General features: G+C 62.7%; 17 protein-coding genes. 11 read left to right on the top strand and 6 right to left on the bottom strand.

The features are described from left to right. Positions 1–173: 173 nt before the first annotated feature. Positions 174–998, top strand: a complete 825-nt coding sequence (locus ACQY7X_RS16185) for a hypothetical protein (RefSeq protein ID WP_428246448.1) — start codon at positions 174–176, stop codon at positions 996–998. On the opposite strand, the gene ACQY7X_RS16190 is transcribed toward ACQY7X_RS16185, so the two are convergent. Next, a complete protein-coding gene (locus ACQY7X_RS16190; protein ID WP_428246449.1) occupies positions 980–1258 on the bottom strand; it encodes a hypothetical protein in 279 nt (92 codons plus the stop codon). The genes ACQY7X_RS16185 and ACQY7X_RS16190 overlap by 19 nt on opposite strands. A 37-nt stretch (positions 1259–1295) precedes the next feature. Here ACQY7X_RS16190 and alaS point away from each other — a divergent pair, with 37 nt between their 5' ends. Beyond that, positions 1296–3941, top strand: a complete 2646-nt coding sequence (gene alaS / locus ACQY7X_RS16195; RefSeq protein ID WP_428246450.1) for an alanine--tRNA ligase — start codon at positions 1296–1298, stop codon at positions 3939–3941. Positions 3942–3964: 23 nt separating this feature from the next. Then, on the top strand, positions 3965–5143 hold the full coding sequence (locus ACQY7X_RS16200) for a cyclic nucleotide-gated ion channel (RefSeq protein ID WP_428246451.1): 1179 nt from the start codon (positions 3965–3967) through the stop codon (positions 5141–5143). Between the two features lie 55 nt (positions 5144–5198). Here ACQY7X_RS16200 and ACQY7X_RS16205 read toward each other — a convergent pair whose 3' ends face one another. Then, positions 5199–5636: a DoxX family protein gene (locus tag ACQY7X_RS16205; protein WP_428246452.1), complete on the bottom strand. Its 438-nt coding sequence runs from the start codon at positions 5634–5636 to the stop codon at positions 5199–5201. A gap of 159 nt (positions 5637–5795) precedes the next feature. Here ACQY7X_RS16205 and ACQY7X_RS16210 point away from each other — a divergent pair, with 159 nt between their 5' ends. Next, complete coding sequence (locus ACQY7X_RS16210) at positions 5796–6704, top strand: LysR family transcriptional regulator (RefSeq protein WP_428246453.1); 909 nt, start codon at positions 5796–5798, stop codon at positions 6702–6704. 63 nt (positions 6705–6767) lie between these two features. Here the strand turns inward: ACQY7X_RS16210 and ACQY7X_RS16215 are convergent, their stop codons facing one another. Next, the gene (locus ACQY7X_RS16215) at positions 6768–7283 is read right to left on the bottom strand and encodes a hypothetical protein (protein ID WP_428246454.1); all 516 of its coding nucleotides are present in this window, start codon (positions 7281–7283) and stop codon (positions 6768–6770) included. 266 nt (positions 7284–7549) lie between these two features. Between ACQY7X_RS16215 and ACQY7X_RS16220 the strand changes: the two genes are divergently transcribed. Further along, entirely contained in the window at positions 7550–7756 is a 207-nt protein-coding gene (locus ACQY7X_RS16220) for a cold-shock protein (RefSeq protein ID WP_428246455.1), read from the top strand. Positions 7757–7928: 172 nt separating this feature from the next. Here ACQY7X_RS16220 and ACQY7X_RS16225 read toward each other — a convergent pair whose 3' ends face one another. Both ACQY7X_RS16225 and ACQY7X_RS16230 read right to left on the bottom strand, forming a co-directional pair. Further along, the gene (locus tag ACQY7X_RS16225; RefSeq protein WP_428246456.1) at positions 7929–9140 is read right to left on the bottom strand and encodes an NADP-dependent isocitrate dehydrogenase; all 1212 of its coding nucleotides are present in this window, start codon (positions 9138–9140) and stop codon (positions 7929–7931) included. Between the two features lie 199 nt (positions 9141–9339). Beyond that, complete coding sequence (locus ACQY7X_RS16230) at positions 9340–9921, bottom strand: TIGR00730 family Rossman fold protein (protein WP_428246457.1); 582 nt, start codon at positions 9919–9921, stop codon at positions 9340–9342. Between the two features lie 226 nt (positions 9922–10147). On the opposite strand from ACQY7X_RS16230, the gene ACQY7X_RS16235 reads away from it, so the two are divergent. Continuing rightward, complete coding sequence (locus tag ACQY7X_RS16235; RefSeq protein ID WP_428246458.1) at positions 10148–10606, top strand: c-type cytochrome; 459 nt, start codon at positions 10148–10150, stop codon at positions 10604–10606. Between the two features lie 49 nt (positions 10607–10655). Here ACQY7X_RS16235 and ACQY7X_RS16240 read toward each other — a convergent pair whose 3' ends face one another. Next, entirely contained in the window at positions 10656–11351 is a 696-nt protein-coding gene (locus tag ACQY7X_RS16240) for a cytochrome b/b6 domain-containing protein (protein ID WP_428246459.1), read from the bottom strand. A gap of 158 nt (positions 11352–11509) precedes the next feature. On the opposite strand from ACQY7X_RS16240, the gene ACQY7X_RS16245 reads away from it, so the two are divergent. The 5 genes from ACQY7X_RS16245 to guaB all read left to right on the top strand — a co-directional run bounded on the left by ACQY7X_RS16245 (position 11510) and on the right by guaB (position 16614). Beyond that, on the top strand, positions 11510–12538 hold the full coding sequence (locus ACQY7X_RS16245; protein ID WP_428246460.1) for a LysM peptidoglycan-binding domain-containing protein: 1029 nt from the start codon (positions 11510–11512) through the stop codon (positions 12536–12538). A 65-nt stretch (positions 12539–12603) separates the two neighbouring features. Then, positions 12604–13656: a Ppx/GppA phosphatase family protein gene (locus tag ACQY7X_RS16250; protein ID WP_428246461.1), complete on the top strand. Its 1053-nt coding sequence runs from the start codon at positions 12604–12606 to the stop codon at positions 13654–13656. Further along, positions 13653–14360, top strand: a complete 708-nt coding sequence (locus ACQY7X_RS16255; RefSeq protein ID WP_428246462.1) for an RlmE family RNA methyltransferase — start codon at positions 13653–13655, stop codon at positions 14358–14360. Before ACQY7X_RS16250 ends, ACQY7X_RS16255 begins: the two co-directional genes overlap by 4 nt. Before the next feature lie 62 nt (positions 14361–14422). Beyond that, positions 14423–15124, top strand: coding sequence for a transglutaminase-like domain-containing protein (locus ACQY7X_RS16260; protein ID WP_428246463.1), 702 nt, complete (start codon positions 14423–14425; stop codon positions 15122–15124). 26 nt (positions 15125–15150) lie between these two features. Then, positions 15151–16614: an IMP dehydrogenase gene (guaB, locus tag ACQY7X_RS16265; RefSeq protein WP_428246464.1), complete on the top strand. Its 1464-nt coding sequence runs from the start codon at positions 15151–15153 to the stop codon at positions 16612–16614. Positions 16615–16616: the final 2 nt, after the last annotated feature.

Below are 16616 nucleotides of genomic sequence, written 5' to 3' on the forward strand. Positions count from 1 at the left end.
TCGATTGCTATACTCAACAATATGCAATGTTAGGAAAATCCTTGTCCCATCCTCCTGAATTCAAGCAAGAAATCTTCGAACGATTTAACTCGCAGTTTGCAAAGTGTCTTTGTCCGAGGTTGACGTGTAACAACAAAGCTATTCAAGCGCATTCCATTCAGAATTCGCGAGTAATGGATCTTCTGTCTGATGCTGGGCATGTAATAATGCCGAAGATGCAGTATGAAAAAGACGGGCCTAAAACAGAATTTAGAAAGGTCGGGAGGAAAAAAGCTTCAACATTCACAGGTTTTTGCTCTGAACATGATAGCGAAATATTCCGCGAAATCGACACTGCGCAGTTTGACTCTGGAAATAGGGATCAGTTGTTTCTTCACGCATTTAGATCGGCGACAAAAGAGCTTCACGCGTGCATGGATGGTGCTGCAAAGATTCACCAAACATATGTAAGCGCAGTCGAAAAAGGATTGGAGGATGATGCCGTTGATAGTGAAGTGGGGATGGTTGCTACACAAAACTTAATTAAAGCGTATGAAATGTATTTGTTCCGAGTGCGCTATTTCGATTCTATTTTTGATTCCAGTGATAGGAGCAAAATGTTTGAGCATAAAGTGATTGAGTTTGAAAAACAGTCTCCGACAATAGCTGTGTCTTCACTGTTTTCTTTAGATTATAAAGGCATTGGTAGTGTCAGAATTATTCTGAATGTATTTCCAGTTTCGTTAGAAAAGACAGTTGCAATATTTTCTTTTCCAAAGGCTGAACGCGTAAAATCACGCTATGTTTTAAGTGGTATTTTCTCCGCGAAAGATCAATCTCGTATCAAGCTTCTATTGTCTGTCATGATCATCAGAAATATTGAAAACTTTATAGTTCGCCCTTCGTATTACGAAGAATGGTCGGATGAGAAGAAGCGGAAAATAATAGATGCATTCATTCATACCTTGATAGTTGATCGAGATATAGGCGAGGCAGCGTATTATTCTCTTTTTGAATGATGCTTCGATTTGGCAGAGAGAATGCTAGGGGATTTTCGCTGCGGTTGATCGATTTTCACTTTTAGCTGCCCGAAACACTCCCGGAACATTTGCCCTGGACAGGGGTTGTCTTGAAGCGGTAAAAACTGCGGTCCGGTCCCGGGTGGCGCCCATATGCCGCCGGGCAGGGAAAAAGCGTTGCCGATCCGGCAGTTGCGTGCTTCTGGTGGTTCGCCGGGGCGGGCGGCCGGGCTGGCAAATGCCGCAGGTTTGTCGATCACGGCCAATCCGCCAGAGGATTGGGATCAGGGGAAGCGTATGACCACCTCCGCCAGCGATATCCGCCAGGCCTTCCTGGATTATTTCGCCAAGAACGGCCACACGCCCGTGGAATCCTCGCCGCTGGTGCCGCGCAACGACCCGACCCTGATGTTCACCAATGCCGGCATGGTGCAGTTCAAGAACGTGTTCACCGGCCAGGAGAAGCGGCCCTACAGCCGCGCTGCCACGTCGCAGAAATGCGTGCGCGCCGGCGGCAAGCATAACGACCTCGACAATGTCGGCTACACCGCCCGCCACCACACTTTCTTTGAGATGCTGGGCAATTTTTCCTTCGGCGACTACTTCAAGGAAGAGGCCATCCCGCTGGCCTGGAACCTGATCACCAAGGAATACGGCCTGCCCAAGGATAAGCTGTGGGTCACGGTCTATCACGACGACGATCAGGCGTTTGATCTGTGGAAGAAGGTGGCCGGCCTGCCCGATGACCGCATCGTGCGCATCGCCACCTCGGATAATTTCTGGGCCATGGGCGATACCGGCCCCTGCGGCCCGTGCTCGGAAATCTTCTACGACCACGGCGACAAGATCTGGGGCGGCCCGCCGGGCAGCCCGGAAGCCGATGGCGACCGCTATATCGAGATCTGGAATCTCGTGTTCATGCAGTTCGAGCAGGTGACCAAGGAGCAGCGCGTCTCGCTGCCCAAGCCCAGCATCGATACCGGCATGGGGCTTGAGCGCATCACCGCCGTGATGCAGGGCAAGCACGACAATTACGACATCGACCTGATGCGCGCACTGATCGAGGCTTCCGCCGAGTTCTCCAAGGCCCATGCCGATGGCGAGCACAAGGTGAGCCATCGCGTCATCGCCGATCACCTGCGCTCGTCCTGCTTCCTGATCGCCGATGGCGTGCTGCCGTCGAATGAAGGCCGCGGCTATGTGCTGCGCCGTATCATGCGCCGCGCCATGCGCCATGCGCAGCTGATGGGCTGCAAAGAGCCGTTGATGCACCGCCTGGTGCCGGCCCTGGTGGGTGAGATGGGCCGCGCCTATCCTGAACTGGGCCGCGCCGAAGCACTGATCAGTGAGACGCTGAAGCTTGAGGAAACCCGCTTCAAGCAGACGCTGGATCGCGGCCTCAAGCTGCTCGACGAAGCCACCACCGGCATGAGCAAGGGCGACATGCTGCCCGGCGAAACCGCCTTCAAGCTCTACGACACGTTTGGTTTCCCGCTCGATCTGACCCAGGATGCGCTGCGCCCGCGCGGCATCAATGTCAATCTCGATGGTTTCCAGTCGGCTATGGCGGCGCAGAAGGCCGAGGCGCGCAAGGCCTGGGCTGGCTCGGGCGAAGCCGCAACCGAGAAGGTGTGGTTCGAGATCAAGGAAGAGCAGGGCGCCACCGAATTCCTCGGCTACGACACCCAGGCCGCCGAAGGCCGCGTCGATGCCATCGTGGTGGATGGCAAGCCGGTGAGCGAAGCCAAGGCCGGCGCCGAGGTTGCCGTGGTGCTGAACCAGACGCCGTTCTATGGCGAGTCCGGCGGCCAGATGGGCGATACCGGCGTGATCGTCACCGCCGATGGCGCCAAGGTCGAGGTATCGGATACGCAGAAGAAACTCGGCGCGCTCCATGCCCATATCGGCAAGGTGGTTGAGGGCGTGCTCAAGCTCGGCGACATGGCGATCCTGAATGTCGATCCGCAGCGCCGGGGCGCCATCGCCTCGAACCATTCCGCCACCCATCTGCTGCACGCCGCGCTACGCCGCCGCCTGGGCGATCATGTGACGCAGAAGGGCTCGCTGGTCTCGCCGGACCGCTTCCGCTTCGATATCAGCCACCCCAAGGCGCTGACCGCCGCCGAGGCCGCCGATGTGGAAGCCGAGGTGAACCAGATCATCCGCCAGAATGATGCCGTCACCACCCGCCTGATGACGCCGGACGAAGCCATTGCCGCCGGTGCCATGGCGCTGTTTGGCGAGAAGTATGGCGATGAAGTGCGCGTGCTTTCCATGGGCAAGGAAGCCGATGGCAAGGATTACTCGGTCGAGCTTTGCGGCGGCACCCATGTGAAGCGCACCGGCGATATCGCGCTGTTCAAGATCATCAACGAGGGCGCCGTGGCTGCCGGCGTGCGCCGCATCGAGGCGCTGACCGGCGAGGCGGCGCGCGGCTATTTCGCCGAGCAGGAAGAAACCCTGCGTGCCGCTGCCGATGTGCTGAAGGCGCAGCCTAAGGAAGTGCCGCAGCGCCTGGCCGCCCTGCTGGAAGAGCGCCGCAAGCTGGAGCGCGAGCTTTCCGAGCTGCGCCGCCAGTTGGCGACGGGTACGGTGGCGGCGGCTTCCGCCGTGCGCGAGATCGCCGGCATCAAGTTCGCGGCCCAGAGCCTGAAGGGGATTCCGGCCAAGGACCTGCGCGCCATGGCCGATGCCAAGAAGAAGGAAATCGGCTCCGGCGTGGTGGTGCTCACCTCCGAGGTGGATGGCAAGATTTCCGCCGTGGTCAGCGTGACCGATGATCTCACCGGGCGCTATTCAGCGGCGAATCTCATCAAGGTGCTGACGCCTGCCATCGGCGGCCAGGGCGGCGGCGGACGGCCGGATTTCGCTCAGGGCGGCGGTGCCGATCCCAGCGGCGCCGAGCAGGCTTTCGAGGCCGTGGCCCAGGCGCTCAATGCGTAATCTCCCGCTGATGGCTGCGTGACATGCAGGCGGCGCTGACCTGGCGCCGGCGCTGTTTCGACCTCCTGGCCGATGGCCGCGAGGCGCCCTCGGCTGGCCATCGCGTCATCTCCACGGCGATCCTGGTGGCAGTGCTGGTCTGCGCCGCGGCCATTCTTCTGGTTACCATGCCGGAGATGGATGCGCGGGCTATCGGGCTGCTCGACCACGCCCGCGAAGCCACCGATCTGCTGTTCACCATCGAATATCTGCTGCGCATCTGGATGGCGCCGGACTATGCCGGCGAATTGCGCATCCCGGACCGCACCATGCGGCTGCGCTACATGCGTTCGCTGGCCGGCATCGTCGATCTGCTGGTGATCCTGCCCTTCTGGGTCAACCTGCTGCTGCCGCTGCCGCAGGATTGGTATCTGGTGCTGGAGATGCTCACCCTGTTCAAGCTGGTGCGCTATGTGCCGGGCCTGGCATTGGTGGCCACCGTGCTGCGCGGCCAGGCGCGGCCCCTGATCGCCGGCTTCCTGGCGCTCGGCGTGCTGCTGGTGATGGCTTCCAGCGTCATGTATGTGCTGGAGCATCAGGCGCAGCCGCAGCTCTTTGCCTCCATCCCCCATGCATTGTGGTGGGGCATCGTCACCATGGGCACGGTCGGCTATGGCGACATGGTGCCGGTGACGGCTTTGGGCAAATTGTTCGGCGGCTTCGTCATGCTGCTGGGCATTGCGATGTTTGCCATCCCCGCCGGTCTGCTCGCCTCCGGTTTCGCGGAGGAGATCAAGCGGCGCGAATTCATCGTAACCTGGCGGGCCGTGGCGGCGCTGCCGATTTTCGCCCATCTCAATGCCACCAACATCGCCGAGATCGCCTCGCTGCTCAAAGCCCAGGTGGTGCCGGCCGGCACCGTGATCGTGCGCAAGGATGACCGCGCCGAGGCGATGTTCTTCATCATGGCCGGCGAAGTGGAAGTGGATATCAAGCCCAACCCGGTGGTGCTCAGCGAGGGGCAGCATTTCGGCGAGGTCGCCCTGCTGCGTCACACGCGGCGCACCGCCACGGTGCGCAGCTTGAGCGAATGCCGGCTGCTGAGCCTGGGCGTTGCCGAATTCGAGCGCCTGCTGGAAATCCACCCCGATATCCGCGAGCAGATCAACCGCGTCGCCATTGCCCGCCAGCAGGAACGGGCCGACGGCGTGCCGAACACCTGACGCAAAAAAAGCAGCGGCCCTAAAGACCGCTGCTTCTTGTTTTGCCGGAACTGTCTTAAGCGACGGCCGGGCGGCTGGCACGGCCAAAGCTCACCGCGAAGGCGCCGGTGCCGAGCAGGGCCTGGGCCAGGGTCAGCACCACCAGGTAGGCCGGATATTCCCAGCCGCCATTCGGCGCGCTGAACACCCAGCCATTGCCGGCATGCACCACCAGGGCGCCAAGCAGGATCGGGGTGAGGGCCAGCGCCACCGGACGGGTCAGGATGCCGAGGATCAGCAGCACGCCGCCAATGATCTCGCCGCCGGCGGTAGCGTAGGCGGTCCAGGCCGGCAGGCCGAGTGAGACGAAGAAGCCGGCGGTACCGGCCATGCCGAAGGTCAGCACCTTCAGCAGCAGGCCATGGGCCAGGAACATGACGCCGAGGCTGATGCGCAGCAGGCCGATGCCGGCTTCGCGCTGGGAAGGGGTGGGGTTTTGCAGGAAGGCAAGCATGGCGGGTCTCCTTGAGGATGGGGAAGCGGTGAGGGTGTGGGGAAGCGGTTGGGGGGAACTGAATGGCTCCAAATAGGGGCGGCTAATCTTGCAAATCCATCGACAAATCTGGAAACTATACTTGCGTATATGCAAGCAGCCTGTTCGGATGAGGGGCCTATGCAGGATTGGAACGATCTGCGCCTGGTGCTGGCGGTGCTGCGCGCCGGCAACCTGACCGGGGCGGCCAAGGCCCTGGGGGTAAACCATTCCACGGCCTTCCGCCGCCTTGGCGCGCTGGAAGAAGAGATGGGCGTACGGCTGTTCGAGCGCCTGCCGGCCGGTGCCTATGCCCCCACCGAGGCTGGCGAACGCATGGCGGCCAGTGCCGAGCGGATCGAGACCGAGGCGGCGGCGCTCGACCGCGAGATCCTGGGCCATGACCAGCAGCTTACCGGCCGGCTGCGGGTGACCGCTTCCGAGACCCTGGGCTTCCGCATCCTCACGCCAATGATCGGCCGCTTCCGCTGCCAGCATCCCGGCATCCAGGTGGAACTGGCGGTGGATAACCGGGTCTTGAGCCTGTCCCGCCGCGAGGCCGATATTGCCTTGCGCGCCCTGCGGCCGAGGGAGGGCGACCTGCATGGCCGCAAGCTCGGCACCATCGGCTGGACCCTCTTTGGCCGCAAGGAACTGGCCGCCACCCTGCCCAGGCTGGGCGCCGAACCGGAGAGCCTGGACGGCCTGCCGCTGATCGGCTGGGAGCAGGGCATGAGTGGCATCAATGCCGCCGACTGGCTCAATGCCAGGGCGCCGGAAGCCGCCTTCGTCTACCGCTCCTCCAGCCTGCTGAACCAGTTCGTGGCGGTAAAGGCCGGCATGGGCGTGGCGGTTTTGCCCTGCTATCTCGGCGACCCGGAGCCGGACCTGGTCCGCCTGACGGAGGCCCCGGTGGCAGCTCTGGGGCGCGAACTCTGGATCGTCACCCATACCGACCTGCGCCGCACCGCCCGGGTACGGGCTTTCTTTGATCTGATAGGTGAAGGCTTCGCGGAAGCCCGCGGCCTGCTCGAAGGGCGGCAAAGTTAAAGTGATTTATTAGATCATATGTATAATATAATAATATGATTTTAATATATAAATTATAATAGTCTAATGCACCCAGACGAGTTGCGGGCCGCCATGCAGGCTGTGCAGCACCTGATCCGTTGCATCAAGCGCGCGGCGGCGCGGCATCACCAGGCCGGCGCCGGCCATGGCTTCGGCCAGGGCCTCGGCCGGCTCCAGCGCCACGCGCACGGCGGCGGGCGGCAGCCATTGCCCCAGCACGGCGGCGGCCAGGTCGGCGCGGCCCTGCTGCAGGTGGCTGATCAGTTGCAGGAACAGACCCTCGTCGCGGCTCAGGCCGGTGCAGTGCAGGCAGCGTGCTTCCAGCGGCCGGCTGGCGGCCGAGGAGAGCAGCAGCATCAGGGTGTCAAATCCCCCTAGGCCACCGCAGCCGATGCCGGCGGCGGCGAAGCCCAGGCGCCAGTCCGGGTGGTCGGTATCGGGATTCAGGTAGGGGGCCGCCCATAACCGGAAAGCCGCCATGCCGAACAATTCCGCCGTCCGCAACTGGGCGACCTCGGTATCTGCCGGGTAACTCGGTTCGATGAACGACATCGGCATGGCGACTCCCTCGGGTGGGTGGGAGCCCGATCATACGCGGCTCATATGAAATTGCAAATCATTCGCAATAACTTTTTTGATGCTGCCGAAGCACTTGAAATTGTTGTCGGACGAGGCGATTGTGTCGGGGTCATTCCGCTCTACCGGTTCGGCCTGCTCTCCAAACGCTCTGATCGAGCGCCGAGCCTACCCTACCAAACATGACGTATGACGCGACAGGCAGAGTTGTCTGGCGCCCTTTAACACGAGACGATTAAGGAGACACCATGTCCAACAAAGGCACGGTCAAGTGGTTCAACGGCACCAAGGGCTATGGCTTCATTCAGCCGGAATCCGGTGGCAGCGATGTGTTCGTTCACATCTCGGCCGTCGAGCGCGCTGGCCTGACCGGTCTGAAGGACGGTCAGAAGCTGAGCTATGACATTGTCACCGAGCGTGGCAAGTCCTCGGCCGCGAACCTGAAGCTGCTCTAAGCCGCTTCAGCCACGCGCTGAAAAGATAAGAGCCCGGCGGGAGTGATCCCGCCGGGCTTTTTCTTTGCTGCGCTCTCGCACCGTGCAGTAACAAAAAAACGCCCCGGCTTTTGACCGGGGCGTTCTTGTTTACTGGCCTGTGGGGCAGGCCAGACGTGAGCTTGAATGAAGCTTACTTCAGCGCCGCCTTGAGGTTCTCGTCGATCTTGTCGAGGAACTTCTGGGTGGTCAGCCAGGGCTGATCCTTGGAGATCAGGATCGCCAGATCCTTGGTCATGAAGCCGGCTTCCACGGTGGCGATGCAGACCTTCTCCAGCGTATGCGCGAACTTGTCCAGATCGGCATTGCCATCCAGCTTGGCGCGATGCATCAGGCCGCGCGTCCAGGCGAAGATCGAGGCGATCGGGTTGGTCGAGGTCTCGCGGCCAGCCTGGTGTTCGCGGTAGTGGCGGGTCACGGTGCCATGCGCCGCTTCCGCTTCCACGGTCTTGCCATCCGGGGTCATCAGCACGCTGGTCATCAGGCCGAGCGAGCCATAGCCCTGCGCCACCACGTCGGACTGCACGTCGCCGTCGTAGTTCTTGCAGGCCCAGACGAACTTGCCGCTCCACTTGATGGCGCATGCCACCATGTCGTCGATCAGGCGGTGTTCGTAGGTGATGCCGGCCTTCTTGAACTGGTCGGCGAACTCCTTGTCGAAGATCTCCTGGAACAGATCCTTGAAGCGGCCGTCATAGGCCTTGAGGATGGTGTTCTTGGTGCTCATGTAGAGCGGCCAGCCGCGCACCAGCGAGTAGTTCATGCTGGAGCGGGCGAAGTCGCGGATCGAGTCATCCAGATTGTACATCGCCATAGCGACGCCCGAACCCGGCGCCTTGAACACTTCCTTCTCGATCACGCTACCATCTTCGCCAACGAACTTGACGGTCAGCACGCCCTTGCCGGGGAAGCGGAAATCGGTGGCGCGATACTGGTCGCCGAAGGCATGGCGGCCGACCACGATCGGGTCATTCCAGTGCGGCACCAGGCGCGGCACGTTCTTGCAGATGATCGGTTCGCGGAAGATAGTGCCGCCGATGATGTTGCGGATGGTGCCGTTCGGCGACTTCCACATTTCCTTCAGCTTGAACTCTTCGACGCGCTGCTCGTCCGGGGTGATGGTGGCGCACTTCACGCCAACGCCATGCTTCAGGATGGCATGGGCGGAATCGATGGTCACCTGGTCGTTGGTCTGGTCGCGGTATTCGACGCCGAGATCGTAGTAGAGCAGGTCGACATCAAGGTAGGGGAGGATCAGCTTCTCCTTGATGAACTTCCAGATGATGCGGGTCATCTCATCGCCGTCGAGCTCGACGACGGGGTTCTTCACCTTGATTTTCGCCATTGCGGTCCTCGTTTGGTATTTACAAGCAGGTTGGAAAGAAGTGGGCGGATGGAAAAGGAGTGGCGGGAAACTAACACTTCCCAGCCCGGCGGGGAAAGGCCCGAAAGCGCCGTTCCAGGCTTGAGATTTGATGCACCCGGGTTGAGAAAAGCTCGGCTTTAGCGGGCCTGATGCCGCTGGATCAGCTTTCTCGGCCCGGTCAAATCTTCTCTGGACGATCCGGGCGCTTCGGCTCGGGCGCCGCCTGCAGCAGCTTCAGCGCCGCTTCGGCATCCTCCACCACATCGAAGAAGCCGCGTGCGCCACGCCGGGCGAAGCCGCGCTCCATCACGCGGTCGATCAGCGCCAGCAGCGGGTGCCAGTAATCTTCCACATTGAGCACCAGGATCGGCTTGTCATGCAGCTTCAACTGTTTCCAGGTGATGACTTCGAACAGTTCGTCCAGCGTGCCCATGCCGCCGGGCATGGCGATGAAGGCATCGCTCATCTCCACCATCATCTGCTTGCGCACATGCATGGAGTCGACGACATGCAGTTCGGTCAGGCCGGTATGGCCCACTTCCCAGTCATGCAGGTGATGCGGGATGATGCCCACCACCTCGCCGCCGGCCTTCATGGCGGCATCGGCCACCACGCCCATCAGGCCGATGCGGCCGCCGCCATAGACCAGCCGGATGCCGTTCCGGCCCAGCAGCTCGCCCAGGATTTCGGCCTGGGCCTGGTAGGCCTGGCTCTCGCCGAGGCTGGAGCCGCAATAGACGCAGACGGAACGGATCGACATGGCAGGCACCGCGTTTCGGGCTGGAATTATAATTCGTTGGGTAGCCCATTTCGCCGGGGCTTGCCAGTAGCGGCCCAAGCCCGGCGGGCCTCTGACAATCGGCAGGGTGGTTTATTCCCGGCTAAATTTTTCGTGACTTCACGAAACTGCCAGAACGGGAATTGGCGGTATTTTGCTATAGTCCGCCTGACTCGGACCAGCAGCCGGGGAACAGAGAGGGAAAACTATGGCTATTTGGCGTAAGGCCGCGCTCGTCGCGGCGGTTTGCGGCGCTATTGCTGCGTTTAGCGGTCTGGTCGGCAGCGATGCCTTTGCCCAGGCAGACGCGATCAAGGCCCGCAAGGACGGCTTCCAGGTCTTCCGCGTGTCGATGGGCGCGATCAAGAAGGTGGTGGACGATAACGGTCCGGCCGCCAGCGCCGTTGCTCCGGCCCAGGCCATTGCCGCCCAGGCCGGCAAGCAGGTGGCGCATTTCCCCGCCGGTTCGGACAAGGGCGAGACCAAGGCCAAGGCCGAAATCTGGGCCAACATGGCTGACTTCACCACCAAGATGAAGGCGGCTGAAACGGCGGCGACCACGCTGGCTTCCGCAGCCCAGACCGGCAACATGGATGCCGTGAAGGCCGGTTTCGGCGCGTTGGGCGGCACCTGCGGCGCCTGCCACAAGGCCTATCGCAACGACTAAGTTCCCGAACTAGGGATGAAAAAAGGCGCGGTTCCGACCGCGCCTTTTTTTATTTCGCCAGCCAGGTGATGCCGGCGAAGACCACTATTTCGCAGATGGCGAAGATCACCAGCGCCGCAACCGGGCCGGCGCCCTGGACCGGCATGATGGTGCTGGCTGGCACGGTCTTGCTGCCGGTCACCATGGGGCTGATCAGATTCTCGCGCTTCACCAGCAGATAGAAGGCGTTTGACGCCAGGTGGATCAGGATGATCACCAGCAGGGCATCGAAGCCGAGCCGGTGCAGGGTGGAGAGCCGGGCGGAAAGGCTGCTGGAGACTTTGGAATAGAGCGGCCCGTCGGTGGCGATATCGTCGCTGGCGAACAGGCCGGTGCTGGCCTGGATCAGCAGCAGGGCCAGCATCAGCAGCACGGCATAGCCGCCCACCGGGTTGTGGCCGAGGTATTTCGGGCCATTGCTGCCGAACAGGCCGCGCAGATAGGCGATGGCGGCGGCCGGGCCGGCGATGAAATCGCTGAAACGGGCCTGGCGGTTGCCGATGAAACCCCAGATCAGGCGGAACAGCAGCAGGCCGAGCACGAACTGGCCGAGTTTCATATGCAGGTCCAGTTTGCCTTGCAGGCCGGTGTAGAACAGGGCGCAGACCGCGATGACCAGCACCCAGTGGAACAGCCGGGTCGGCAGATCCCATACCGGAACGGAGACAGCCGGAATGGCAGCGGGGGCGGCGGGATGGTCGGTCATGCGGGGCTCAGGTTCGGCTAATGGCTGGCTGGGATGATTTGTGGTTGCTTTAAGCTTAGGCAGTTGCGGGTATCTTGGCGAGGTCTTAATCTGCCCGGCAGGGGTCGGGGCGATCATGTTAAGCCGCTGATTGATCAAACTTTCGTGCGAGGCGCGCTGTGCGGGGCAGTAAGTTCTTCTTCACGCTACTCGGGCTCGCCATCATCGGCATCCTGGCGGTGATCTTTTTCGCCGACGATCCTGCCAAGCGCGGTGTCACGCCGCAGCAGGTGGTCGGCTCTGCGCCGCCGCTGCCGCCACCCGCACCAGCGCCGCCGCCGCCGCCTGCCGATGCGCGCCGCGTGCCGCCCAGCTTTGATGTGGTGCGGATCAGTCGCAATTGCGCCGCCGTGTTTGCCGGCCGTGCGCTCGCCAATTCTGTCGTGGTGGTGAAAACGGGGGCACGCGAGCTTGGCCGTGTCACTGCCGATAGCCGGGGCGAATGGGTGCTGGTGCCTGATCTGCCGCTGGAGAAGGGCAACCAGGAATTCACACTTGAATCGCAATTCCCAGGACAGGAAGTTGTGAAGGCCGAAGCTTCCGTGGTCGCCGTGGTGCCGGAATGCGATCCCAATGCCAGCGGCGAACAGGCCATTGCCGTGCTCACCCCGCTCAAAGGCGCCAGCCGCCTGCTGCAGGGGCCGGTGGCCGGCCCGCTCGATCCGGCGCGCAAGGGCCTGTCGCTCGACTCCATCGAGTATGACCAGGACGGCAACCTGATTCTCTCCGGCCGCGCCCAGCCCGGCGCTACCGTGCAGGTCTACCTCAACAATGCGCCGATCGGCGTTGCCACGGCTGATTCGAACGGCAAATGGGTGCTGCGCCCCACCGAGCGTGTGGAACCCGGCATCTATTCGATGCGCGTCGATCAGGTGGAGCAGGCCGGTGGCCGGGTTGCCTCGCGGCTCGAAATGCCGTTCCAGCGCGCTTCGCCGGAAGATATCAAGCTGACCGATGGCAGCGTGGTGGTGCAGCCGGGCAACAGCCTGTGGCGCATTGCCCGCCGCGTCTATGGCGATGGCCCGAAATACACCGAGATCTATGAGGCCAACCGCACCCAGATCAAGGACCCCGACCTGATCTATCCGGGCCAAATCTTTGCGGTCCCGCCCGGAGCGAACGGCGCGGCGCCGAAGCCGAAGCAGTAAAGCCAGGATCGGTTCGTTTCCGGCCCGGCACTTATGCTGGCGGGCCTGCCGCGCTACAATGCCTTGTGGACAAGTCGAGCGACAAGAATTCCGCCCCCAGGCCGTTTGCCGGGGGTGCACGGCATGAGGCGGGCGCCGGTACCGCGCCGCGCTCGGCCCCGGTTTATGCCGCGCTCGATCTTGGCACCAACAATTGCCGCCTGCTGATCGCCCGCCCGAACCGCGAGAATTTCCGCGTTGTCGAGGCCTTCTCGCGCATCGTGCGGCTGGGCGAGGGGCTGGCTGCCACCGGGCGGCTTTCCGATGCCGCCATGGCCCGCACCATCGCGGCACTGAAAATCTGTTCCGAGAAGATGGCGCGGCGCGGTGTCACCATCGCCCGCGCGGTGGCTACCGAGGCCTGCCGCCGCGCCGAGAACGGCATCGAGTTCATGCATGAAGTGAAGGCCGTTACCGGCATCCAGTTCGACATAATCTCCACCGCCGAGGAAGCGCGGCTGGCACTGGCCGGCTGCGCGCCGCTGCTGGAGCCGAGCCATAACCAGGCGGTGGTGTTCGATATCGGCGGTGGCTCCACGGAAGTGATGTGGGCCAGGGTCGGCCCGCGCCGCCGCACCGAGGTGCTGGACTGGATTTCGCTGCCTTTCGGCGTGGTCAATCTCACCGAACGCTGGGGTGCGGGCGATACCGAGTCCGGGTCGTATCTCGGCATGATCGACGAAGTGGCGGCCAAGCTGCAGCCGTTCGAGGCGCAGCATAATCTCGGCCCCGCCATGCGCGCCGGCAAGGTGCAGGTGCTGGGCACATCGGGCACCGTCACCACGCTGGCTGGCGTGCTGCTCGGCCTGCCGCGCTATGAGCGCCGCCTGGTGGATGGCTGCTGGCTGGAATTCCCCGCCGTGATCGACCAGTCGCAGAAGCTCGCCGCCATGAGCGTGCCGGACCGCGCCAAGCATGGCTGCATCGGCGAGGAGCGTGCCGATCTTGTCGTTGCCGGCTGTGCCATTCTTGAAGCCTTGCATCGTTTTTGGCCGGCGCCGCGCCTGCGCGTGGCGGATCGCGGCGTGCGCGAGGGCGTGCTGCTCGAACTGATGCGCCAACAAAGGGGCGGGACATGACCACGCGTTCCTCCGGCCCGGGCCCGAACCGCAACCATGTCTCGTTGAAGAAGAAGCGCGGCCGCACCGTGTCGCAGCAGCATTGGCTGGAGCGGCAGCTCAACGATCCCTATGTGCAGGCGGCGAAGGCGCAGGGCTATCGCAGCCGCGCCGCCTACAAGCTGCTGGAGCTGGACGACAAATTCCATTTCCTGAAACCCGGCGCCCGCGTCGTTGATCTTGGTGCCTGCCCCGGCGGCTGGACCCAGGTGGCGGTCGAGCGCGTCAAGAGCGGCAAGAAGGAAGGCCCGCCGGTGCTGGCGGTGGACATCAGCCCGATGCAGGACCTGCCGGGCGCCACGGTGATCCAGCTCGATTTTCTTTCCGAAGGCGCCGATACCAAGGTGATGGAATTGCTCGGCGGCCAGGTCGACCTGGTGATGTCGGATATGGCGGCACCGGCCACCGGCCACCGCCAGACCGACCATATCCGCATCATGCTGCTCTGCGAGGCGGCGGCCGATCTGGCGCGAAGGGTGCTGGCACCGGGCGGCAGCTTCATTGCCAAGGTGCTGCGCGGCGGCACGGAGAATCAGCTGCTGGCCGGTTTGAAGCGGGATTACCGCACCGTGCGCCATGTGAAACCCCCGGCCAGCCGCGCCGACAGCGCGGAAAGCTATGTGGTTGCCGTGGGTTACCGGGGAAATGCGAATCCGCAAGAGTAGCGCTTTACGGCAACCGGAAACCGGCTTATATCCTCCGCGGCAAGGAACAACGGAGTCTCCCTATGGCCGCGTCGGATCAATCCGGCAATGCGGTGGAGCAGGCCTACCTTGCCGCCACCACCTTCATCGATAGCGATAACCCGCGCGTGCGCGCCCTGGCCGACGAGTTCGGCCATATCACCGACCTGAAGCAACGCGCCATCGCGATCTACTACGCGGTGCGCGACCGCTTCCTCTACGATCCTTATTCGCTCGATTACACGCCAAAAGGCATGAGCGCCGGCTATGTGATCGAGCGCGGTCGCGGTTTCTGCGTTTCGAAGGCGGTGCTGCTGGCCGCCGTGGCGCGCGCTGCCGGGATTCCTTCCCGGCTGGGCTTCGCCGATGTGAAGAACCATCTGGCCACGCCGCGCCTGCTGGAACTGATGGGCACCGATATCTTCCATTTCCATGGCTACACGGAATTGCTGATCGAGGGCCGCTGGGTGAAGGCGACGCCCGCCTTCAACATCGAGCTGTGCGACAAATTCCGCGTCAAGCCGCTGGAATTCGATGGCGAGACCGACTCGATCTTCCATGCCTACGACGCCGATAACCGGCGCCACATGGAATATGTATCGGATCGTGGACAATTCGCCGACCTGCCCTATGTCGAGTGGCTCGCCGGTATGAAGAAATATTATCCGACCATGGTGCGTGACAGCGGCTTCACCATGCCCGGCGGCGATTTCGCCGCCGAGGCCGAAGCGACGCAGCGCAGTTGAGCGGCAGACGGTAAAGGAGAGCAGCCATGCAGTTTCGTGAAGCCTATACATTCGATGATGTGCTGCTGGCGCCTGCCGCGTCGGAGGTGCTGCCCGGTCAGGTCGATACCCGCACCCGCATCACCCGCAGCATCGAACTCAATATCCCGCTGATCTCCTCGGCGATGGACACCGTGACCGAAGCCCGCATGGCCATCGCCATGGCGCAATCCGGCGGCATCGGCGTGATCCACAAGAACCTCTCCATCGAGGAGCAGGCGCGCGAAGTCTCGGCGGTGAAGAAGTTCGAAAGCGGCATGGTGGTGAACCCGCTGACCATCGCGCCGGACGCGACGCTCGCCGATGCCCTGGCGCTGATGGAGCGCTACGGCATCCATGGCATCCCGGTCACCGAAGGCGCCGGTGGCAAGCTGGTCGGCATCCTCACCAACCGCGATGTGCGCTTCGCCACCGACATGGCGCAGTCGGTGCGTGAACTGATGACCAAGGAACGGCTGGTCACGGTGCGCGAAGGCGTGCGCATGGAAGAAGCCAAGAAGATGCTGCATCAGGCGCGCATCGAAAAGCTGCTGGTGGTGGACGACCAATATCGCTGCGTCGGCCTGATCACCGTGAAGGATATCGAGAAGGCGCAGAAATATCCCAACGCCGCCAAGGATGAGCAGGGCCGCCTGCGCGTCGCCGCCGCCACTTCGGTGGGCGATGATGGCCTGGAGCGCGCCGCCGCCCTGATCGAAGCCGGCGTTGACGTGCTGGTGGTGGATACCGCGCATGGCCATTCCGCCGGCGTGCTGCGCACCATCGCGGAAATCAAGAAGCGGTCGAACCGCACCCAGGTGGTGGGCGGCAATGTCGCCACCTCGGAAGGCACCAAGGCACTGATCGATGCCGGCGTCGATGCCGTGAAGGTTGGTATCGGCCCGGGCTCGATCTGCACCACGCGCATCGTTGCCGGTGTCGGCGTGCCGCAGCTCACTGCCGTGATCGACGCGGTTGAGGTGGCGCAGAAATCCGGCGTGCCGGTGATCGCCGATGGCGGCATCAAGTTCTCCGGCGATGTCGCCAAGGCCATCGCCGCCGGTGCCAGCACCTGCATGATCGGTTCGCTGCTGGCCGGTACCGACGAGGCGCCGGGCGAGGTGTTCCTCTACCAGGGCCGTTCCTACAAGTCGTATCGCGGCATGGGCTCCATCGGCGCCATGGGCCGTGGCTCGGCCGACCGCTATTTCCAGCAGGAAGTGAACGACAAGCTCAAGCTGGTGCCGGAAGGCATCGAGGGCCGCGTGCCCTACAAGGGCCCGGTCGGCACCATCCTGCATCAGCTCGTCGGCGGCCTGCGCGCCGCCATGGGCTATACCGGCAATGGCGACATGGAAGCGATGCGCACGCGCTGCAACTTCCTGCGCATCACGTCGGCCGGCCTGCGCGAAAGCCATGTGCATGACGTGGCGATAACGCGCGAGGCGCCGAACTACCGGCAGGATAGCTGATC

The organism is Ferrovibrio sp., assembly GCF_965278975.1.
GTDB lineage: Bacteria > Pseudomonadota > Alphaproteobacteria > Ferrovibrionales > Ferrovibrionaceae > Ferrovibrio.